Origin of the sequence: Micromonospora inositola (assembly GCF_900090285.1) — a bacterium.
GTDB classification, from domain to species: Bacteria; Actinomycetota; Actinomycetes; order Mycobacteriales; family Micromonosporaceae; genus Micromonospora; species Micromonospora inositola.
This window is the reverse complement of record NZ_LT607754.1, coordinates 840073-857819: the sequence shown is the minus strand read 5'-3', so window position 1 is coordinate 857819 and position 17747 is coordinate 840073. Positions and strand designations below refer to the sequence as shown.

Below are 17747 nucleotides of genomic sequence, written 5' to 3'. Positions count from 1 at the left end.
AACACTATGGGCGCCGGACGGGGGAGGACGAGTGGATCTCGACGCTTACGTGGCGGAGCACGGCGCCGAGTGGCGGCGGCTGGAACAGCTCGCCGGCCGGCGTCGGCTCGACGCCGCCGAGGTCGATGAGCTGGTCGCGCTCTACCAGCGGGCGGCCACCCACCTCTCCGTGCTGCGCAGCCGCTCACCCGACCCGGCGCTGGTCAACCGCCTCTCCCACCTGGTGCTCGCGGCCCGGGCCCGGATCACCGGTCGACCCCAGCCCTCCTGGGCGGCGGTGCGCCGGTTCGTGGTCGCCGATCTGCCGGCCGCCCTGTACCGGGCCTGGCCGTGGTGGTGCGGGGTGGCCACGGCGTTCAGCGCGCTCAGCGGGTTCCTCATCTGGTTCGTCGCCGGGCACCCGGACACCGCCGCCGCGTTCATCGGCGAGGAAGCCGCCGCCGACCTGGTGGACTCCGGCTTCGCCGGCTACTACACGGAGTTCGCCGCGCCCACCTTCGCCTTCCACCTCTGGACGCACAACGCCTGGATCGCCGCCCAGTGCCTCGCCTCCGGCGTGCTGGTGGTGCCGGTGTTCTACCTGCTCTGGCAGAACGCGCTGAACGTCGGCGTGGTCGGCGGGGTGATGGTCTCCTACGGCCGGGCGGACGTCTTCTTCGGCCTGATCACCCCGCACGGGCTGCTGGAGTTGACCGGGATATTCGTCGCGGCCGGGGTCGGCCTGCGGACCGGGTGGGCGTGGATCTCGCCGCCGGCGCACCTCAGTCGCGGTCGGGCGGTCGCCGCCGCGGGCCGCTCCGCCATCGTGGTCGCCGTCGGCCTGGTCGGCCTCTTCGCCGTGTCGGCGCTGCTGGAGGCGTTCGTGACCCCGGCGCCCGTGCCGGTCGCCGTCCGCGTGGCGGTCGGCGCCGCCGTCTGGCTGGCCTTCCTGGCGTACGCGCTGCTGCTCGGTCGGTACGCGGCCACCCGCCCCCGGCCCAGCCCGTCGAGACAGCCGGTCAGAGCTGGCCGAGCGCCTTGAGCCGCAGGTAGGTGTCGGCGACCGTCGGGGCCAGCCGGTCGGCGGGGGCGTCCACGACGGTCACGCCGTGTCGGGCCAGGGCGGCGCGGACCCGGTCCCGTTCGGCCAGCGCCCGCCAGGCCGCCGCGGCGGCGTACACGCCGTCCGGCCCGCTCGGCGGGTCGGTGGTGAGCCCGGTCAGCACCGGGTCGTGGGTCGCGGCGATCACCACCCGGTGACGGGCGGCGAGCCGGGGCAGCACGGGCAGCAGCCCCTCGCCGAGCGCGCCCGCCTCCAGCGCGGTGAAGAGCACCACCAGGCTGCGCTGCCGTTCCCGGCGCAGCACCTCACCGGCGATCAGCTCGAAGTCCGTCTCCACCAGCGCCGGCTGGAGCGGGGCGACCGCGTCGACCAGTCGGGAGAGCAGGGCGGGACGGCCGCTGCCGGTCACCGTCGCCCGGACCGCCGCGTCCGCCGCGATCAGGTCGACCCGGTCCCCGGCCCGGGCGGCGAGCACGGTGAGCAGCAGCGCCGCGTCGATCGCGGTGTCCAGCCGCGGCTCGTCGCCGACCCGTACGGCGGAGGTCCGGCCGGTGTCCAGAACGCACACCAGGCGCCGGTCCCGCTCCGGCCGCCAGGTGCGGACCAGCACGTCGGAGCGGCGCGCGCTGGCCCGCCAGTCGATCGAGCGGACGTCGTCGCCGACCACGTACTCGCGCAGGGTGTCGAACTCGGTGCCCTGGCCGCGGCCCCGGGTGACCTGGATCCCGTCGATGATCCGCAGTCGGGCGAGCTTCTCGGGCAGGTGCCGCCGGGAGTCGAAGCGGGGCAGCACGCGCAGCGTCCACGGTGGCGTGCCGGGGCGGCCGGCGCGCTGCCGGAAGGCCAGCCGCAGCGGCCCGAAGGAGCGTACGGTCAGCGCCGCCGCCGGCCGGTCGCCGCGCCGGACCGGGGTGAGCCGGACGGGCAGCGCGGCGCTGTCGCCCGCCTCGACCAGCAGCACCCGCTCCGGCGGTACGTCCGGCCGGGCGCCCGCCGACGGCACCCAGGCGTCGCGCACCTGGGCGCGCAGCGTACGGCCGGAGGTGTTCGCCAGGTGCAGCGTGACGGTGGCGGTGCCGCCCAGCCGGACCGTCCGGTCCCCGGAGCGGGTGGCGCCGACCGCGTGCAGCGGCGCGGCCAGCGCCCAGTCGAGTGCGACGAGCAGCAGCACCAGGCCGGTCATCGCCGCCACGCCCAGGAACGGCGCCGGCCAGGCCGGCAGGGTCAGCGCGCCCGCACCGAGCAGCAGCGCCGCCCGCCAGGTCATCGCGGCGTCGGCACGGTGGCGAGCACCGTGTCCAGCACCGCGTCGACGCTCACGCCCTCCAGCTCGACCTCCGGGCGCAGCCGGAGCCGGTGGCGCAGGGTGGGCCGGGCGACCGCCTTGACGTCGTCGGGGACGACGTGGTCGCGGCCGGCCAGCCAGGACCACGCCTTCGCCGTGTTGAGCAGGGCGGTGGCGCCGCGCGGCGAGGCGCCCAGCTCCAGCGCCGGGGTGTTCCGGGTGGCCCGGCAGAGGTCCACGAGGTAGCCGAAGAGCGGCTCGGCCACGTGCACCCGACGGACCGCCTCGCGGGCGGCGGCCAGGTCGGCCGCGGTGGCCACCGGGCGTACGCCGGCCGCCCGCAGGTCGCGCGGGTCGAAGCCGGCGTGGTGCGCGCGGAGCACGCCCAGCTCCTCGTCCCGGCTGGGCAGCGGCACGGTGAGCTTGAGCAGGAACCGGTCGAGCTGGGCCTCGGGCAGGGGATAGGTGCCCTCGTACTCGATGGGGTTCTGGGTGGCCGCGACGATGAACGGGTCGGGCAGCGCCCGCCGCTCGCCCTCGACGGAGACCTGCCGCTCCTCCATCACCTCCAGCAGCGCCGACTGGGTCTTCGGCGGGGTGCGGTTGATCTCGTCGGCGAGCAGCAGGTTGGTGAAGACCGGCCCCTCCCGGAAGGTGAACGCGGCGGTGTGCGGGTCGAAGATCAGCGACCCGGTCACGTCGCCGGGCATCAGGTCCGGGGTGAACTGGACCCGCTTGGAGTCCAGGTCCAGCGCGGTGGCCACGGTCCGGATGAGCAGGGTCTTGGCCACCCCGGGCACGCCCTCCAGCAGCACGTGTCCACGGCAGAGCAGGGCGATCACCAGGCCGGTGACCACCGCGTCCTGCCCGACGACCGCCTTGGCCACCTCGGCCCGCAGCCGGTGCAGGGCCGCGCGGGCGTCGTGCTGCTCGCCGGCCGGCGCGGCGGCGGTAACGGGTCCGGTCACCGGGGATCTCCTTCGGTCGGATGGTCGTCGGGTCGGGTGGCGACCGTACGGGTCAGCCGGTCCAGCGCGCGAGCCAACTCCAGCAGCTCCTGGTCGGTGGCCGGCTCGTCGCCGTGGAGCAGCTCCGCCGCCCGGTCGGGGGCGAGGCCGGTGCGCGCGGCGACCCGGGCGGCCACCTCGGCGGGTGGCGCGTCGGGCGGCAGGTTGAGCCGGGGCAGCAGGCGGTCCAGGGCGGCGGCGCGCAGCGTCTCGGCGACCGGGCCGCGGGCGCCCGCGCGCCGGTAGAGCCGAGCCCGCCCGAGCACGGTCTCGGCGGACCGGACGGTCACCGGCAGCGGCTCCGGCACGGGCGGGCCGAGCCGTCGGGCCCGCCAGAGCACCATCAGCAGGCCGGCGAGCGCGAGCTGGACGAGCAGCGCCCAGAACCAGACCGGGAAGGCGGCCCAGAGCGGGTTCTGGTGCGGCTGCGGGCCGCCCGCCCGGTCGTCGCCCGGCTGGCCGCCGTCGCGACGGTCGCCGTCCCGGCCCGGCTGGCCGCCGCTCCCCGGCTGGCCGTCACCCTTCGGTCCGGCGGAGCCGTCCGGCGACGGCGACCAGGCGGGCTCGCCGTCGCTGCTGTCCCCGAAGGTCGGTGCGGGCGCCGGGCCGTCCAGGTCGAGCCAGACCAGCGGGCGGGGTCCGCCGAGCAGCCCGGTGGCGAGGGCTCGGTTGCCGTACTCGTCGATCCGGTCGTTGCGGAACGGGTCGCCGGCCCCGATCACCACCACCTCGGTCCGCCAGGCCACCCGAACCACCCCGCCGGCATAGCAGCTGGTGGACGACCAGCTGGCCGGGGTGGCGTACCGCTGCCGGTCGGCGGCGGCGGTGCCGGCGCGGGCCGCCTCGGGCAGGGCGCAGGGGTGGCCGTCGGCGTCCGGGGAGGTGGCCCGGGTGGCCCAGCGGCGGTCGCCGGGCGTCACCGGCAGGCCGAGCCCTTCCAGCACCCGCCGGGACGGGTCGACCAGCACCAGGCGGCTGCCGGCGGGCAGGTTGTCCAGGGCGGCGACGGTGTCCGGGTGCACCAGCTCCGGCGCCGGCACGAAGAGCGTGGCGGGACCCGGCCGGGCGGCCAGCAGCGCGCGCAGGGTGTCGGTCTCCCGGCGTACGGTCATCCCCTGCCCGCGCAGCGCCTCGGCCAGCCGACTGCCCCCGTCGTCCCCGGTGGCGACCGGGGAGAGGAACCCCGGATCGGTGGGGTCGGGCTGGTCGACGGCGTGGGCCACCAGGGTGGCCACGATCAGCAGCAGGGCCAGCCCGAGCGGGATCAGCACCCGGTGCCGGCGGCGGGCGCGGCGGGGCGGATGGCCGACGGCCGAGGTCGGAGCGACGGTGCTGGTCACGAGTGGTCACCGCCCCCGGCGGTCAGCTCCCGGTGCAGGTCGTCGGCGAGCTCGCGCATCCGGTGGTCGTGCTCGGGAGTGGCCGGGCGCTGGGCGTACCAGAGATCGGAGAAGATCGTCCCGGCGGCGTGCAGGACGGGGTGCACCCGGGGCCGGTTCCGGGCCGCCGCGGCCGTCACCTCGGTGACGGTCATCCCGGGCCGCTGCTCGACCACCCGCCGGGCGACCAGTTCGCGGACCATGTCGCGCAGCCGCTCCCGGACCGACTCGGCGTACCGGCCCTCGGCGGCGAGGCGGTCGGCGAGCGAGGCGTACCCGGTGGCCGCCCGTTCCGGCTCGGCGGTCCGGGGCGCGGGCACGGCGGGCGCCCCGGCGGACCGCGCGGGGCGGCGTCGACGGCGGGGCAGCCGGGGCCGGCGCAGTCGGAGCCGGGGCAGTCGCCAGCGGGGCAGCCGGAGCCGGGAGAACCGGAGCCGGGGGAACCGCAGTCGGGGGAACCGGCGGGGTATCCAGGCCGGGAAGAAGTACCAGGCCAGCGCGGCCAGCAGGGCGGCGAGCACCAGCAGCAGGGCGGCGAGCGGCAGCGGGACGAGGTCGCCGAGTGCGGCGACGGCCTCGGTCCACCACCGGCTCACCGCTGCACCGCCAGCAGGACGGGCTCCGGCGTGCCGGCCGGGGACCGGGCGAGCCGGATGTCCAGGCCCTCGGTCCGCATCCGGGTCTCCAGGTGCAGCACCGCGTCGAGGCAGGCCAGGGCCGGGTAGGCGACCGCGTTCACGCCGACCCACGCCGCTGTGGCCACCGGCAGGGCCCACGCCGGGTCGGTCAGGTCCACCAGCGCCAGCAGCATGAGGCCGTAGAAGACGCCGAGCCCGATGCCGAGCCGGATGAGCCACCAGCCCACGTAGCCGAGCAGCCGGATGCCGGCCGCCCGGCCGCCGGAGCGGACCGCCAGCCCGAGCGCGCGCAGCGGCGCCCGGTACGCGGGGACCCGGTCCACCACCAGCGCGGGGACGACCGCGCCGAGCAGCCCGTACGCGACGAACCAGGCCGGCCCGAGCAGCGCCGCGACCAGCACGCCGAGCCCGACCGCCAGCGCGATCGCGACGGTGGCCCCCCACCGGGCGCCGGCGGGTCGCAGCAGCTCGCGCGGCCCGGCCCGGCGGCCCAGCAGCGCCGCCGCGGCGCCCCGGGCGGCCGGGTTGCCGAGCAGCGCGATGATCGTCGCCTCGGTGGCCGCGCCCACCGCGAGCAGCAGCCAGTACCAGCCGAACCGGCCGGCGTCGAGCCAGTACTCCGGCGGTCGCGCGTCGGCCAGCACCCGCAGCGGGTGCAGCAGCAACTGCTCGCCGAGCGCGAGCAGGCCGGCGAGCGGGACCAGCAGCCGGGCCTGGCCGCGCAGCAGCAGGACCGCCGAGTCCAGCAGCTCACCCACCGTCAGCGGGCGGCGCGGGAGCACGGCGGTCGGGCCGACGTCGGGCACGCGTACTCCTGGCGGACGGGCGGTGGTGGCGGGCGGCGGCACACCCGGGGATCATGGTTGCACGGCCGGTCCTGCGCCGGTGGACCCGCACGCCGGGCGGCGCGCCACGCGCGTTCTCCGTCCCGGCATCTGCGTTCTCCGTCCCGGCATCTGTGGTGCCTGTTGCTATTGAGCAGTACCGTGCCGTGGTAAAGCCCAACCCTCCGAACCGAACGGGGATGGAACGATAAACCCCATGAGAGCCCGGGTACTGGTGGTCGACGACGACCCCGCGCTCGCCGAGATGCTCGGCATCGTCCTGCGCAGCGAGGGCTTCGTGCCCGCCTTCGTCGCGGACGGGGAACGGGCACTGGCCGCGTTCCGTGACAACCGACCCGACATCGTCCTGCTCGACCTCATGCTGCCCGGAATGAGCGGCATCGACGTGGCGCGGGCGATCCGGACCGAGTCCGGCGTGCCGATCGTGATGCTGACCGCCAAGAGCGACACGGTGGACGTGGTGCTCGGCCTGGAGTCCGGGGCCGACGACTACGTCGTCAAGCCGTTCAAGCCCAAGGAACTGGTGGCCCGGATGCGGGCCCGACTGCGCCGGGGCGAGGACGTGGCGCCGGAGCTGCTCACCATCGGGCCACCCGGCAACCAGATCTCCATCGACGTGCCGGCGCACACCGTCAGCCGGGACGGCGAGGAGGTGAAGTTGACCCCGCTGGAGTTCGACCTGCTGGTCGCGCTCGCCCGCAAGCCGCGTCAGGTCTTCACCCGCGAGGTGCTCCTGGAGCAGGTCTGGGGCTACCGGCACGCCGCCGACACCCGCCTGGTCAATGTGCACGTGCAGCGGCTGCGCGCCAAGATCGAGCCGGATCCGGAGCGACCGGAAATCATCCTCACAGTGCGGGGCGTGGGCTACAAGGCGGGTACCGGATAACCTGGTCACACTGTGGTGACCTCCCCGCCCCCCGACTCGCCGACCGTCGCGTCCCGCCGGCTCCACGCCGCACGGGCGCTCTGGCGCGCCCTCGCCGGCCGGTCGGCCCGACTCGTCGCCGGCCTGCACCAGACCTGGCGGCGGTCGTTGCAGGTCCGAGTGGTGACCATCACCCTGGTCGCGTCCAGCCTGCTGGTCGGCGGGTTCGCGTACCTGATCGCCGACAAGATCACCAGCATCCTGCTGGAGAACGCGGAGACCGACGTCCTGCTGCGGCTGCGCAACGGCAGCGACTACGCCTCGAAGCAGTTCGGCCTCTTCAGCCTGCCGCAGGAGGCGCAGCTCCAGGACACCATCGACGGCACGGTCAACTATCTGGCCGGCGGTGACCCCGCGCAGACGAGCGGGGTGGTGGTGGCCATCACCGCCGACAACTTCACGGGCTTCATCGAGCCGCGCACCTCGCCGGACGTCCAGGTCCGCCCGCTGATCAGCCGCGAGCTGCGGGCCTCCGTCGCCGCCGGCCACGTCGCCCACCAGATCCGCACCGGTGATCTCGCCGGCCAGCGCACCAAATACCTGGTCTACGGCTCGCCGGTGCCGACCCGGTTCGGTCAGGTGGAGCTCTACTACCTCGTACCGCTGGCCCGGCAGGACGCCACGGCCGCGGACGCCCGGGCCACCGTGGTCGCCACCGGCGCCGCCCTGGTGCTCCTGCTCGGCCTGCTCGCCGCCCTGGTGACCCGGCTGGTGGTGACCCCGGTGCGGGTGGCCGCCCGGACCGCCCAGCGGCTCTCCGCCGGTCTGCTCGACCAGCGGATGGTGGTCAACGGCGAGGACGACCTTGCCCTGCTCGCCGCCTCGTTCAACCAGATGGCCACGAACCTGCAACGGCAGATCCTCCGGCTGGAGGAGATGTCCCGGTTGCAGCGTCGTTTCACCTCCGACGTCTCGCACGAGCTGCGGACCCCGTTGACCACGGTCCGGATGGCCGCCGACCTGATCTTCGCCGAGCGGGACGGGTTCGACCCGGCGGTGGCCCGCAGCGCCGAGCTGCTCCAGGCGGAGCTGGACCGGTTCGAGGAGCTGCTGACCGACCTGCTGGAGATCAGCCGCTTCGACGCCGGCTTCGCCATGCTGGATTCCGAGCCGACCGACCTGGTGCCGGTGGTGCACCGGGTGGCCGACCGGCTCGCGGGCCTGGCCGAGCGGGTCGGCGTGACCATCGAGCTGGACATCTCGGCCACGCCGGTGATCGCCGAGGTGGACCCGCGCCGGGTCGAGCGCGTGCTGCGCAACCTGGTCGGCAACGCGGTCGAGCACGGCGAGGCCAAGCCCGTGCTGATCACCCTCGGGATGGATCAGAACGCGGTGGCGATCACCGTCCGGGACCGCGGTGTCGGGCTGAAGCCGGGCGAGGAGAAGCTGGTCTTCAACCGGTTCTGGCGTGCGGACCCGTCACGGGCCCGGCAGACCGGCGGCACCGGGCTCGGCCTCTCCATCAGCCTTGAGGACGCCCGGCTGCACGGCGGCTGGCTGGAGGCGTGGGGCGCGCCGGGGCAGGGCGCCCAGTTCCGGCTGACCCTGCCGGCCCGGGCCGGTGACCGGCTGACCACCTCGCCGCTGCGGCTGGTGCCGGCGGACGCCACGCTGCCGTTCGGCGGCCCCCGGGACGGCGGCCTGCTGGCCATCGGCCCGGGCAGCGCCGGCGCGCTGGTGATCGGCCCGGCCGACGGTGACCGAGCGGAGGTGACGTCGTGAGGCGTCGGCTGCTGGCGGCGCTGCTCGGTGGGGCGCTCCTCCCCGCCGGGCTGACCGGCTGCGGCATCCCGGCCGACTCGGACGTCCAGGTTGACGGCCCCGGGCCGGCGGCGGGGGCCGGCTTCACCAACGGTGGCGGCGCGCAGCCGGTCACCCAGACGGCGAGCAGCGACCCGAAGGAGTTCATCCTCAACTACCTGGCCGCGGCGGCGGGTGAGCGGGAGCAGGCGTACAGCCGGGTCACGCAGTTCGTCGCGAAAGAGGCGAAGGGCCTGCCCCCGAAGAAGCAGAACAGCGAGGTCGCGCTGACCGTCGTCCGGCTCCGGGAGAAACCGGAGGCCACGCCGAACAGCGACGGCACCAGCGTGGTCACCGTCAAGGTCCAGCAGGTCGGCGTGCTGCGGGCCGACGGCACCCTGGCGCCACCGGTGGCCACCGAGACGACGTACCAGTTCCGGCTCCGGCCGGCCGACACCGGCCAGCCGGGACTGCTCATCACCGACCTGCCGAACGTCATGCTGCTCAGCGACGAGGCCCTGCGGACGTACTATCGCGCGCGCACCATCTACTTCTGGAACTCCAACCAGAGCCGGCTGGTGCCCGACCTGCGTTACCTGCCGCTGGCCATGTCCGCCGAGCGGCAGGTCACCGAGGTCATCAAGTGGCTCGCCAGAGGCCCCTCCGACTGGCTCGACACCGGGGTCAGCCGGCTGCCCGACCGCACGAACCTGATCAACAACGCCACCAGCTCGGACGGCCGCTGGGAGGTCAACCTGGACATGCCGGGCGCCAAGGACGCCTGGCTGGCCCGGCTCGGCACCCAGCTCGCTTGGTCGCTGCCGGAGCTGAACGGGCAGCTCGACCTGAGAATCCAGAACCAGAACCGGCTCACCATCGACGTCAGACAGGAACGGCTGGACCACCCGACGTACCCGAGCAGCGGGAGCCCGGAACGGTACTGCGTCTACGACGGCGCGATCCATCCGCTCTCCTTTCCCGGCGGGTCCCGCGGCACCGTGCCGGTGGGTCCCGCTCAGAACAAGGGTGTCGTCTCGGCGGCGCTCAGCCGTTCGCAGGACGACATCCTCGCCGCGCTGGTGGTGACCGGGGCGGATCGGCGGCAGCGGCTGCGGGTGGGCTCCGGCCCGAACCCGGTGACCAAATTCAACGACAGCGGCTGGTACGCCTCGCTCGGCCGCCCGGTCTGGCTCCGCTCCCTCGATCGGAAGAACCCGTACGGCCTGGTGGTGGCCGACAACAACCGGCTCTACCGCTTCGACGGCCAGGCCGGCATGGAGCTGGTGTCGCTCGCCGTGCCGGGCCGGGTGACCGCAGTTGCCGCCTCCCTCGACGGGCACCGGATCGCGTTGATCGTCGACGGAGCCCTCTACGTCGCGGTGGTCAGCCTCGACGGTGGCGTGGTCACCGTCGGCCAGCCCCGCCGGCTGATCACCCGGCTGACCGGCCTCACCGCCGTCGACTGGTACGCCGAGAACGAGCTGGTCTTCGCCGGCTCGGAGGGGCGGCCGGCGATCTACCAGACCACCGTCGACGGCGGGCTGGAGACCGCGCTCAAGCGGGACATCGGCGCCCGGGTGACCCACCTCTCCGCCTATCCCGGCGGGCCGGTTCCCGGGCTGCCCACCGGCTCCTTCATGTACGAGGCCAACCGGGTCGCCTACCGGAACAACCCGTTCGGCACCATCCAGCGGGACCAGGTGCTGGATGTGACGCCGCCCGCGGCGGGGGTCAAGCCGTCCAACCCGACCGTCCCATTCTTCCTGTACTGAGCCGCCGGTGCCGGACCTGGGCGGGCTCTGGTCGGATCTGACCGACCTGGTGCTGCCGGCCGGGTGCGCCGGCTGCGGCGCGCGGGGCTCGGGTGCGCGGCAGGGCTTCTGCCCCGGTTGCGTCCGGGAGCTGGAATCGTTGCGTCCCGCCCCGACCCGTCCCATCCCGGCCCCGCCCGACCTGCCGCCCTGCGTGGCCCTGGGGCCGTACGCCGGGGCGCTGCGGGAGGGCCTGCTGGCGTACAAGGAGCGGGGTCGGCACGGGTTGGCCCGGCCGCTGGGGGCGCTGCTCGCCGAGGTGGTGGCCGCGGCGGTGGACCGGTCCCGGCCGGTGGCCCTGGTGCCGGTGCCGGACACCGCGCCGGCGGCCCGGGCCCGGTACGGCGACCACCTCGACCGGTTGGCCGGCCATGCGGCGGCCCGGCTGCGCCGGGCGGGCTGGCCGGTGCGGGTGCTCCGGCCGCTGCGGGCGCTGCCGCGGCCGGACTCGGTCGCCCTGGACAGCGCGGGCCGGGCCGCGGCGGCGGACTCGGCGTTCCGGCTGCGCCGCCTGGGCGCCCCGCCGCCGGTCGGCGGGGACACCACGGTGGTGGTGCTCGACGACATCGTCACCACCGGGGTGACGCTGGCGGCGGCCAGTCGGGTCTTGCACGCGGCGGGAATGACGCCAAACGTCGCGGCGGTGCTCGCCGCAACGCAAAAACGACGCCATTGGTGACGCTTCGTGTTTCCGTTTCACCCCATGGTGTACGAGCTGTGAAAATTCCTGGGCGGTCTCGACAACGAGGGGTGACTGTCACAGGAACAGGCGTTAGCGTTTTCCTGTCGGGGGTAGGAGGTCTTGCCACCCGCCGCCGGCGGTGAGAGGAGGCGTAGCCGTACTTGAACCGGTCGACGCCGAACGGGGAATCTCCTAGGCGTGCCGACCGGGTGACCGGACCGAACGACCGTCCGAACAAGGGAGGTCACGTGGACATCGTGGTCAAGGGCCGTAACGTCGAAGTGCCGGACCATTACCGGGTGCACGTAGCCGAGAAGCTCGCGAAGATCGAACGCTACGACCACAAGCTCATTCGTGTCGATGTGGAGTTGTTCCACGAGCGCAATCCGCGCCAGGCCGATCATTGCCAGCGGGTGGAAATCACCTGCGTCTCACGTGGTCCGGTGATCCGGGCCGAAGCCTGCACGAATGATTTCTACAGCGCGCTGGACGCGGCCATCGCCAAGCTGGACACCCGGTTCCGCCGGGCGGCCGACCGGCGTCGGGTCCACCGGGGGCGGCACGCGCCGCTCTCCGTCGCCGCCGCCACCGCGGGCCTGCCGGTCGCCGATCTCGGCGAACCCGCGCTGGCCGCGCTCGCCGACGGCGGCCGGACGGCCACCGTGGTGGCCGAACGACCCGAGGACAGCTACGAGGAGTACGACGACGACCAGCCGTGGCACATCGCGCGGGAGAAGGTGCACCCCGCCGAGCCGATGACGGTCGACGACGCCCTGTTCCAGATGGAGCTGGTCGGCCACGACTTCTACCTGTTCCAGGACAAGGAGTCCGGTCGGCCGAGTGTCGTCTACCGCCGGCGCGCCTACGACTACGGGATCATCTCGCTCGACGCATGACCCCTGACCACTCCTGACACACCGGCCGCGGAGCCGTGGTGGTCGACCACCACGGCTCCGCGTCTCAGCGCGCCGCCGGCAGGTCGGTGGCGAGCAGGCCGTACAGGACGGAGTCGACCCGGGTGTCGTCCGGGCCGGGGAGCCGGCCCCGGGTGAGCCCCTCCCGGCGGAAGCCGACCTTCTCCAGCACCCGCCGGGAGGCGAGGTTCTCCGGCCGGGTGCCGGCCCAGAGCCGGGCCAGCCCGACGCCGAACGCCCAGCCGGCGAGGAGCCGCACGGTCCGGGTGGCCAGCCCTCGGCCGCGGGCCTCCGGCAGCAGGCTGTAGCCGACCATCGCCTGGCCGGTCGACGGTTCGTCGTACACCAGCGCGCAGCCGCCGGCCACCGCGCCGGTCGCCGCGTCAAGCACGGCGAAGTCGGCGGAGGCGCCGGCCAGCCAGTGGCTCTCCGCCCGCCGACAGCGCCGCTCGATCGCCGCCCGGGTGGGCGGCGCCGGCGGTACCCGGTTCGCCACCACCTCGGGCCGGGTGTGCAGCCGGTACATCGCGTCCACGTCGTCCGGGCCCAGCCGGCGCAGGGTCACCACGCCGTCGGTGAGCCGACCGTCGGGCAGGTCGGGCAGGAGCCGGGCGGCCGGTCCGGTCGGGTCGTCGGCGAGGCGTACCCAGGCGATCAGGTCGTGCCGGCCACCCCCACGGACCGGGCCGGCGGACCGGCGTACCCCCTCGTGCCGGAAGCCGGCAGCGAGGGCGACCCGCTGGCTGGCCGTGTTCTCCGGGTGGGTGAGCAGCTCCAGCCGGGCGGTCCCGGTGGCGAACGCGTGCCCGGCGAGGGCGCGGGTGGCGGCGCTCGCCACGCCGCGACCCCGCGCCCACGGCGCCACCCAGTAGCCGATCTCCGCCTGCGCGCGGTAGTGCACCACCTGGCTCAGGCCGACGCCGCCGAGCAGCCGGTCGGTGGCCGGATCCGCGATCGCGTACGCGCAGCCGCCGCCGGTCCAGGCCGCGGGCGCGCCCTCGGTGATCCACCAGCGGGCGGTCTCCTCGGTGTACGGGTCGGGCAGGCCGGAGATGAACCGCTGGGTGAGCGGGTCGGCGCAGCCGGCCGCGGTGCCCGCCACGTCGTCGTCGCGGAACAGCCGCAGCCGGACCTCGTCGGACTCGATCACCGCCGGCGTCACGTCAGGTCCTCCGGGATCAGCGCCGCGACCCAGGCGTCCAGCCGTTCGCCCCGGTGCTGCACGCCGGCGCGGGCGGTGCCCTCGAAGACGAAGCCTGCCTTCTCCGCGACCCGCCGGGACGCGGTGTTGCCCACGTTGGCCCGCCACTCCACCCGGGCCAGGCCGAGGGTGGTGAAACCCCAGGTGCTGACCGTGGTCAGCGCGGCCGGCATGAAGCCGCGCCCGCGGGCGTGCGGCGCGGTCATGAAGCCCACGTCGGCAACGAGCGGGTCGGCGGTGGAGAGCCGCAGGTCGAGCGAGCCGGCGTACCGGTCGTGGGCGTCGGCGATGGCGAAGTACGCGCCGGTGCCCCGCGCCCAGGCGGCGCCGGCGACGTCGCGCAGGTAGCCCTCGGCGTGCGAGCGCTGGTACGGGTGCGGCACGGTCGTCCACCGGACGGTGTCCTCGTCCCGGCAGGTCTCCACGACCGCGTCGAGGTCCCGCTCCTCCATCGGCCGCAGCCGCAGCTCGGTGGCGCCGGCGGTGGCGAAGAGGACGGGCTGTGGCCGGCCGAAGACGGCGGCCCGGCGGGCCTGGAGGGTGTCCGGGCCGGCCGGCGTGGGCTCGCCCGGCGCGGCCAGTTCGTCCGGGAAGAGCGAGCCGATCCAGCCCTCCGGGCGACCGTCGACCGCCGGATGGGCCAGTCGCAGTTCGCCCTCGACCCGGAAGCCGGCCCGGAGCGCCACCAGGCGGGAGGCGTGGTTGCCGACCTCGGCCTGCCAGATGATCCGCCGCAGCTTCAGCGCGTCGAACGCCCAGCGGGCGACCGCCCGGGTGGCCCGCACCGCGACGCCCCGGCCGCGGGCCCAGGGCGCGGTCCAGTAGCCCACCTCGGCGGAGTCCAGACCCCGGTCGACGGAGACCAGGCCGACCGAGGCGAGCAGCTCACCGGTGCCGGCGTCGCAGACCGCGAACGGCGCCTCGGTGCCGTCCGCCCAGGCCCTGCCGCTGATCTCGGTGACGAACCCGAGGGCGTGTTCGGGCAGGTACGGGCGAGGTACGGTGGTCCAGCGCTGGATGTCCGGATCCTGGCAGGCGCGGTGCACCGCGTCGGCGTCCTCCGCCCGCCAGGGTCGCAGCAGCAGGCCGTCCTCGGTGATCTCCACAGGCTCCATCCGAGCCATCGTGCCGGATCGTTCGCGTTGGGCGTAACCCGATAACCGCCGGTCAGGGCGTGGGCCGCGCGTTATGTCGGTTTCGCTGTCCCGGACCGCCGCCACCAGTGACCATCGCCGCGGCGGAGCGCCTACGATGGTTCGAGACTGTCTAGGGGAGCGTTGATCCGTGTCGATTCTGGAAAAGGTCCTTAGCGCGGGCGAGGGCCGTATGGTGCGCCGGCTCAAGGCCATCGCCGCCGCCGTCAACTCGATCGAGGACGACTACGTCAACCTCACCGACGACGAGCTGCGCGGCCTGACCGAGCAGTACCGCGAGCGGCTCGCCGACGGTGAGACCCTCGACGACCTGCTGCCCGAGGCGTTCGCCACGGTGCGCGAGGCGGCCGCCCGGGTGCTCGGCCAGCGGCCGTACGACGTCCAGGTGATGGGCGGCGCGGCGCTGCACTTCGGCAACATCGCCGAGATGAAGACCGGTGAGGGCAAGACGCTGACCTCGGTCATGGCGGTCTACCTCAACGCGCTCTCCGGCAAGGGCGTGCACGTGGTCACGGTGAACGACTACCTGGCCCAGCGCGACGCCGCCTGGATGGGCCGGGTGCACGAGTTCCTCGGCCTCACCGTGGGTGTCGTCCTGCCGAACCGGCCGGCCAGCGAGCACCGCGCCGCGTACGAGTGCGACATCACCTACGGCACCAACAACGAGTTCGGCTTCGACTACCTGCGCGACAACATGGCCTGGTCGAAGGACGAGCTGGTGCAGCGCGGCCACAACTTCGCCGTGGTCGACGAGGTGGACTCGATCCTCATCGACGAGGCCCGGACCCCGCTGATCATCTCCGGCCCGGCCGAGCACTCCGCCCGCTGGTACCAGGAGTTCGCCGGCGTGGTGGCCCGGCTCCAGCCGGGCACCGACGGCGAGGGCGACTACGAGGTCGACTACGCCAAGCGGACCATCGCAATCACCGAGCGCGGCGTGGCCAAGGTCGAGGACCGGCTCGGCATCGACAACCTCTACGAGTCGGTGAACACCCCGCTCGTCGGCTACCTGAACAACGCCATCAAGGCCAAGGAGCTCTACAAACGCGACAAGGACTACATCCTCAGCGAGGGCGAGGTCCTGATCGTCGACGAGTTCACCGGCCGCATCCTGCACGGCCGCCGCTACAACGAGGGCATGCACCAGGCGATCGAGGCCAAGGAGGGGGTGGAGATCAAGCAGGAGAACCAGACCCTGGCCACCATCACCCTGCAGAACTACTTCCGCCTCTACGAGAAGCTCTCCGGCATGACCGGTACCGCCCAGACCGAGGCGAGCGAGTTCAACAAGGTCTACAAGGTCGGCGTGGTGACCATCCCGACGCACCGGCCGATGGTCCGGCTCGACCGGGCGGACGTCATCTACAAGACCGAGAAGGCCAAGTTCAACGCGGTCATCGAGGACATCGCCGAGCGGCACCAGGCCGGTCAGCCGGTGCTGGTCGGCACCGTATCGGTGGAGAACTCGGAGATTCTCTCCACGCTGTTGCGCCGCCGGGGCATCCCGCACTCCGTGCTGAACGCCAAGTTCCACGCCAAGGAGGCGGAGATCGTCGCCCAGGCCGGGCGCAAGGGCGCGGTCACCGTCGCCACGAACATGGCCGGTCGCGGTACGGACATCCTGCTCGGCGGCAACGCCGAGTTCCTCGCCGCCAACGAGCTGCGCCAGCGCGGCCTCGACCCGGTCGAGCAGCCGGAGGAGTACGCCAAGGCGATGGAGGAGGTCCTGCCCACGTGGAAGCAGGCCTGCGACGTCGAGGCGGAGGAGGTCGCCGTGGCCGGTGGCCTCTACGTGCTGGGCACCGAGCGGCACGAGTCCCGGCGGATCGACAACCAGCTGCGCGGCCGGGCCGGCCGCCAGGGTGACCCGGGCGAGTCCCGCTTCTACCTCTCGCTCCAGGACGAGCTGATGAAGCGCTTCCGGGCCGGCGCGGTCGAGGCGGTGATGGAGCGCTTCAACATCCCGGAGGACGTGCCGATCGAGTCGAAGATGGTCACCCGCCAGATCAAGAGCGCGCAGGCCCAGATCGAGGGCCAGAACGCCGAGATCCGGAAGAACGTCCTCAAGTACGACGAGGTGCTCAACAAGCAGCGCCAGGTGATCTACGCCGAGCGCCTCCGGGTGCTCAACGGCGAGGACCTCTCCGAGCAGGTCCGCAACATGATCGACGACGTGCTCACCGCGTACGTCGTGGGCGCCACCAGCGACGGCTACGCCGAGGACTGGGACCTGGACCAGCTCTGGTCCAGCCTCAAGCAGCTCTACCCGGTGGGTGTCACCGTCGAGGAGCTGGAGGAGGAGGTCGGCTCCCGCGCCGGCCTCGACCAGGACTTCCTGCTCGCCCGGCTCAAGGAGGACGCGCACGCCGCGTACGACCGGCGCGAGGAGACGCTCGGCGAGGAGGCGGTACGCCAGCTCGAGCGGATGGTGCTGCTGCAGGTCATCGACCGCAAGTGGCGTGAGCACCTCTACGAGATGGACTACCTGCAGGAGGGCATCAGCCTGCGGGCGTACGCCCAGCGCGACCCGGTCATCGAGTACCAGCGCGAGGGCTTCGACATGTTCGCCACCATGATGGACGGCATCAAGGAGGAGACGGTCGGCTTCCTCTACAACCTGGAGGTCCAGGTTGAGGAGCCCGAGCCGGAGGCGGAGGAGGTGCAGCTGCTGGAGAAGCCGGTGGAGATCCGCGCCAAGGGCCTCAACCGCGCCCCGCAGCAGCAGGGCCTGCAGTACTCCGCGCCCACCATCGACGGTGAGGCGGGCGCCGGCGCGGTGGCCGTCGAGCCGGCCGAGGAGCAGGCGCCGGCGCTCGGCCTGGGCCGCCCGGAGAAGACGGCCCGGCCGGCCGCCCCGGCCAACCCGTCCTCGCCGCGTCGCCCGGCGGCGGCCGGCATGAGCGGTCAGTCGGTCGCGGCGAGCACCGCGCGTCGGGCGGCGCCGGGTCAGGTGGACGGTGAGGGCGGCCCGTCCCGCAACGCGCCGTGCCCGTGCGGCTCCGGCCGCAAGTACAAGCGCTGCCACGGCGCGCCCAACAACGGCGGCTGAGCAACCCGCAGCAACGACGGGCCCCGGCCGGGAACGGCCGGGGCCCGTCCGCGTCTCCACCCCCGGCTGCGACGG

Annotated in this window: 14 protein-coding genes; 7 read left to right on the top strand and 7 right to left on the bottom strand. The window is 74.0% G+C overall.

Annotated features, from left to right (window positions below; all coding sequences use genetic code 11):
* Positions 1–31: 31 nt before the first annotated feature.
* Complete coding sequence (locus GA0070613_RS04035) at positions 32–1021, top strand: stage II sporulation protein M (protein ID WP_089011054.1); 990 nt, start codon at positions 32–34, stop codon at positions 1019–1021.
* On the opposite strand, the gene GA0070613_RS04030 is transcribed toward GA0070613_RS04035, so the two are convergent.
* From GA0070613_RS04030 to GA0070613_RS04010, 5 genes are read right to left on the bottom strand one after another with little or no spacing between them, the layout of a single operon-like run.
* Positions 999–2309: a DUF58 domain-containing protein gene (locus tag GA0070613_RS04030; protein ID WP_089011053.1), complete on the bottom strand. Its 1311-nt coding sequence runs from the start codon at positions 2307–2309 to the stop codon at positions 999–1001. The genes GA0070613_RS04035 and GA0070613_RS04030 overlap by 23 nt on opposite strands.
* Positions 2306–3295, bottom strand: coding sequence for an AAA family ATPase (locus tag GA0070613_RS04025; RefSeq protein ID WP_089011052.1), 990 nt, complete (start codon positions 3293–3295; stop codon positions 2306–2308). The genes GA0070613_RS04030 and GA0070613_RS04025 overlap by 4 nt, the downstream gene beginning before the upstream one ends.
* Complete coding sequence (locus GA0070613_RS04020) at positions 3292–4674, bottom strand: DUF4350 domain-containing protein (protein ID WP_089011051.1); 1383 nt, start codon at positions 4672–4674, stop codon at positions 3292–3294. Before GA0070613_RS04020 ends, GA0070613_RS04025 begins: the two co-directional genes overlap by 4 nt.
* A complete protein-coding gene (locus tag GA0070613_RS04015) occupies positions 4671–5309 on the bottom strand; it encodes a DUF4129 domain-containing protein (protein WP_089011050.1) in 639 nt (212 codons plus the stop codon). The genes GA0070613_RS04020 and GA0070613_RS04015 overlap by 4 nt, the downstream gene beginning before the upstream one ends.
* Entirely contained in the window at positions 5306–6157 is an 852-nt protein-coding gene (locus tag GA0070613_RS04010; RefSeq protein ID WP_089011049.1) for a hypothetical protein, read from the bottom strand. Before GA0070613_RS04010 ends, GA0070613_RS04015 begins: the two co-directional genes overlap by 4 nt.
* 235 nt (positions 6158–6392) lie before the next feature.
* On the opposite strand from GA0070613_RS04010, the gene mtrA reads away from it, so the two are divergent.
* The 5 genes from mtrA (at position 6393) to hpf (ending at position 12250) form a co-directional block, all read left to right on the top strand.
* Positions 6393–7082, top strand: a complete 690-nt coding sequence (gene mtrA / locus GA0070613_RS04005) for an MtrAB system response regulator MtrA (protein ID WP_089011048.1) — start codon at positions 6393–6395, stop codon at positions 7080–7082.
* A 12-nt stretch (positions 7083–7094) separates the two neighbouring features.
* The gene (mtrB, locus tag GA0070613_RS04000) at positions 7095–8843 is read left to right on the top strand and encodes an MtrAB system histidine kinase MtrB (RefSeq protein ID WP_408630973.1); all 1749 of its coding nucleotides are present in this window, start codon (positions 7095–7097) and stop codon (positions 8841–8843) included.
* Positions 8840–10633 (top strand): LpqB family beta-propeller domain-containing protein, encoded by a 1794-nt coding sequence (locus GA0070613_RS03995; RefSeq protein WP_089011047.1) that lies wholly within the window; start codon positions 8840–8842, stop codon positions 10631–10633. The genes mtrB and GA0070613_RS03995 overlap by 4 nt, the downstream gene beginning before the upstream one ends.
* A 7-nt stretch (positions 10634–10640) precedes the next feature.
* A complete protein-coding gene (locus GA0070613_RS03990) occupies positions 10641–11351 on the top strand; it encodes a ComF family protein (RefSeq protein WP_089011046.1) in 711 nt (236 codons plus the stop codon).
* Positions 11352–11602: 251 nt separating this feature from the next.
* Positions 11603–12250 carry a ribosome hibernation-promoting factor, HPF/YfiA family gene (gene hpf / locus GA0070613_RS03985; protein ID WP_089011045.1) on the top strand — a complete coding sequence of 216 codons (648 nt, stop codon included), beginning with the start codon at positions 11603–11605 and terminating at the stop codon, positions 12248–12250.
* Positions 12251–12314: 64 nt separating this feature from the next.
* On the opposite strand, the gene GA0070613_RS03980 is transcribed toward hpf, so the two are convergent.
* Positions 12315–13430 carry a GNAT family N-acetyltransferase gene (locus tag GA0070613_RS03980; RefSeq protein WP_089011044.1) on the bottom strand — a complete coding sequence of 372 codons (1116 nt, stop codon included), beginning with the start codon at positions 13428–13430 and terminating at the stop codon, positions 12315–12317.
* The gene (locus GA0070613_RS03975; RefSeq protein ID WP_089011043.1) at positions 13427–14584 is read right to left on the bottom strand and encodes a GNAT family N-acetyltransferase; all 1158 of its coding nucleotides are present in this window, start codon (positions 14582–14584) and stop codon (positions 13427–13429) included. The genes GA0070613_RS03980 and GA0070613_RS03975 overlap by 4 nt, the downstream gene beginning before the upstream one ends.
* Positions 14585–14753: 169 nt before the next feature.
* On the opposite strand from GA0070613_RS03975, the gene secA reads away from it, so the two are divergent.
* Positions 14754–17672 (top strand): preprotein translocase subunit SecA, encoded by a 2919-nt coding sequence (gene secA / locus GA0070613_RS03970; RefSeq protein ID WP_089011042.1) that lies wholly within the window; start codon positions 14754–14756, stop codon positions 17670–17672.
* Positions 17673–17747 lie beyond the last annotated feature (75 nt).

Bases quoted from the DNA above. Each gene is read 5' to 3' on its own strand.
- GA0070613_RS04030 (WP_089011053.1), bottom strand. From the start codon at position 2,309: ATGACCTGGCGGGCGGCGCTGCTGCTCGGTGCGGGCGCGCTGACCCTG.
- mtrA (WP_089011048.1), top strand. From the start codon at position 6,393: ATGAGAGCCCGGGTACTGGTGGTCGACGACGACCCCGCGCTCGCCGAG.
- GA0070613_RS03975 (WP_089011043.1), bottom strand. From the start codon at position 14,584: ATGGAGCCTGTGGAGATCACCGAGGACGGCCTGCTGCTGCGACCCTGG.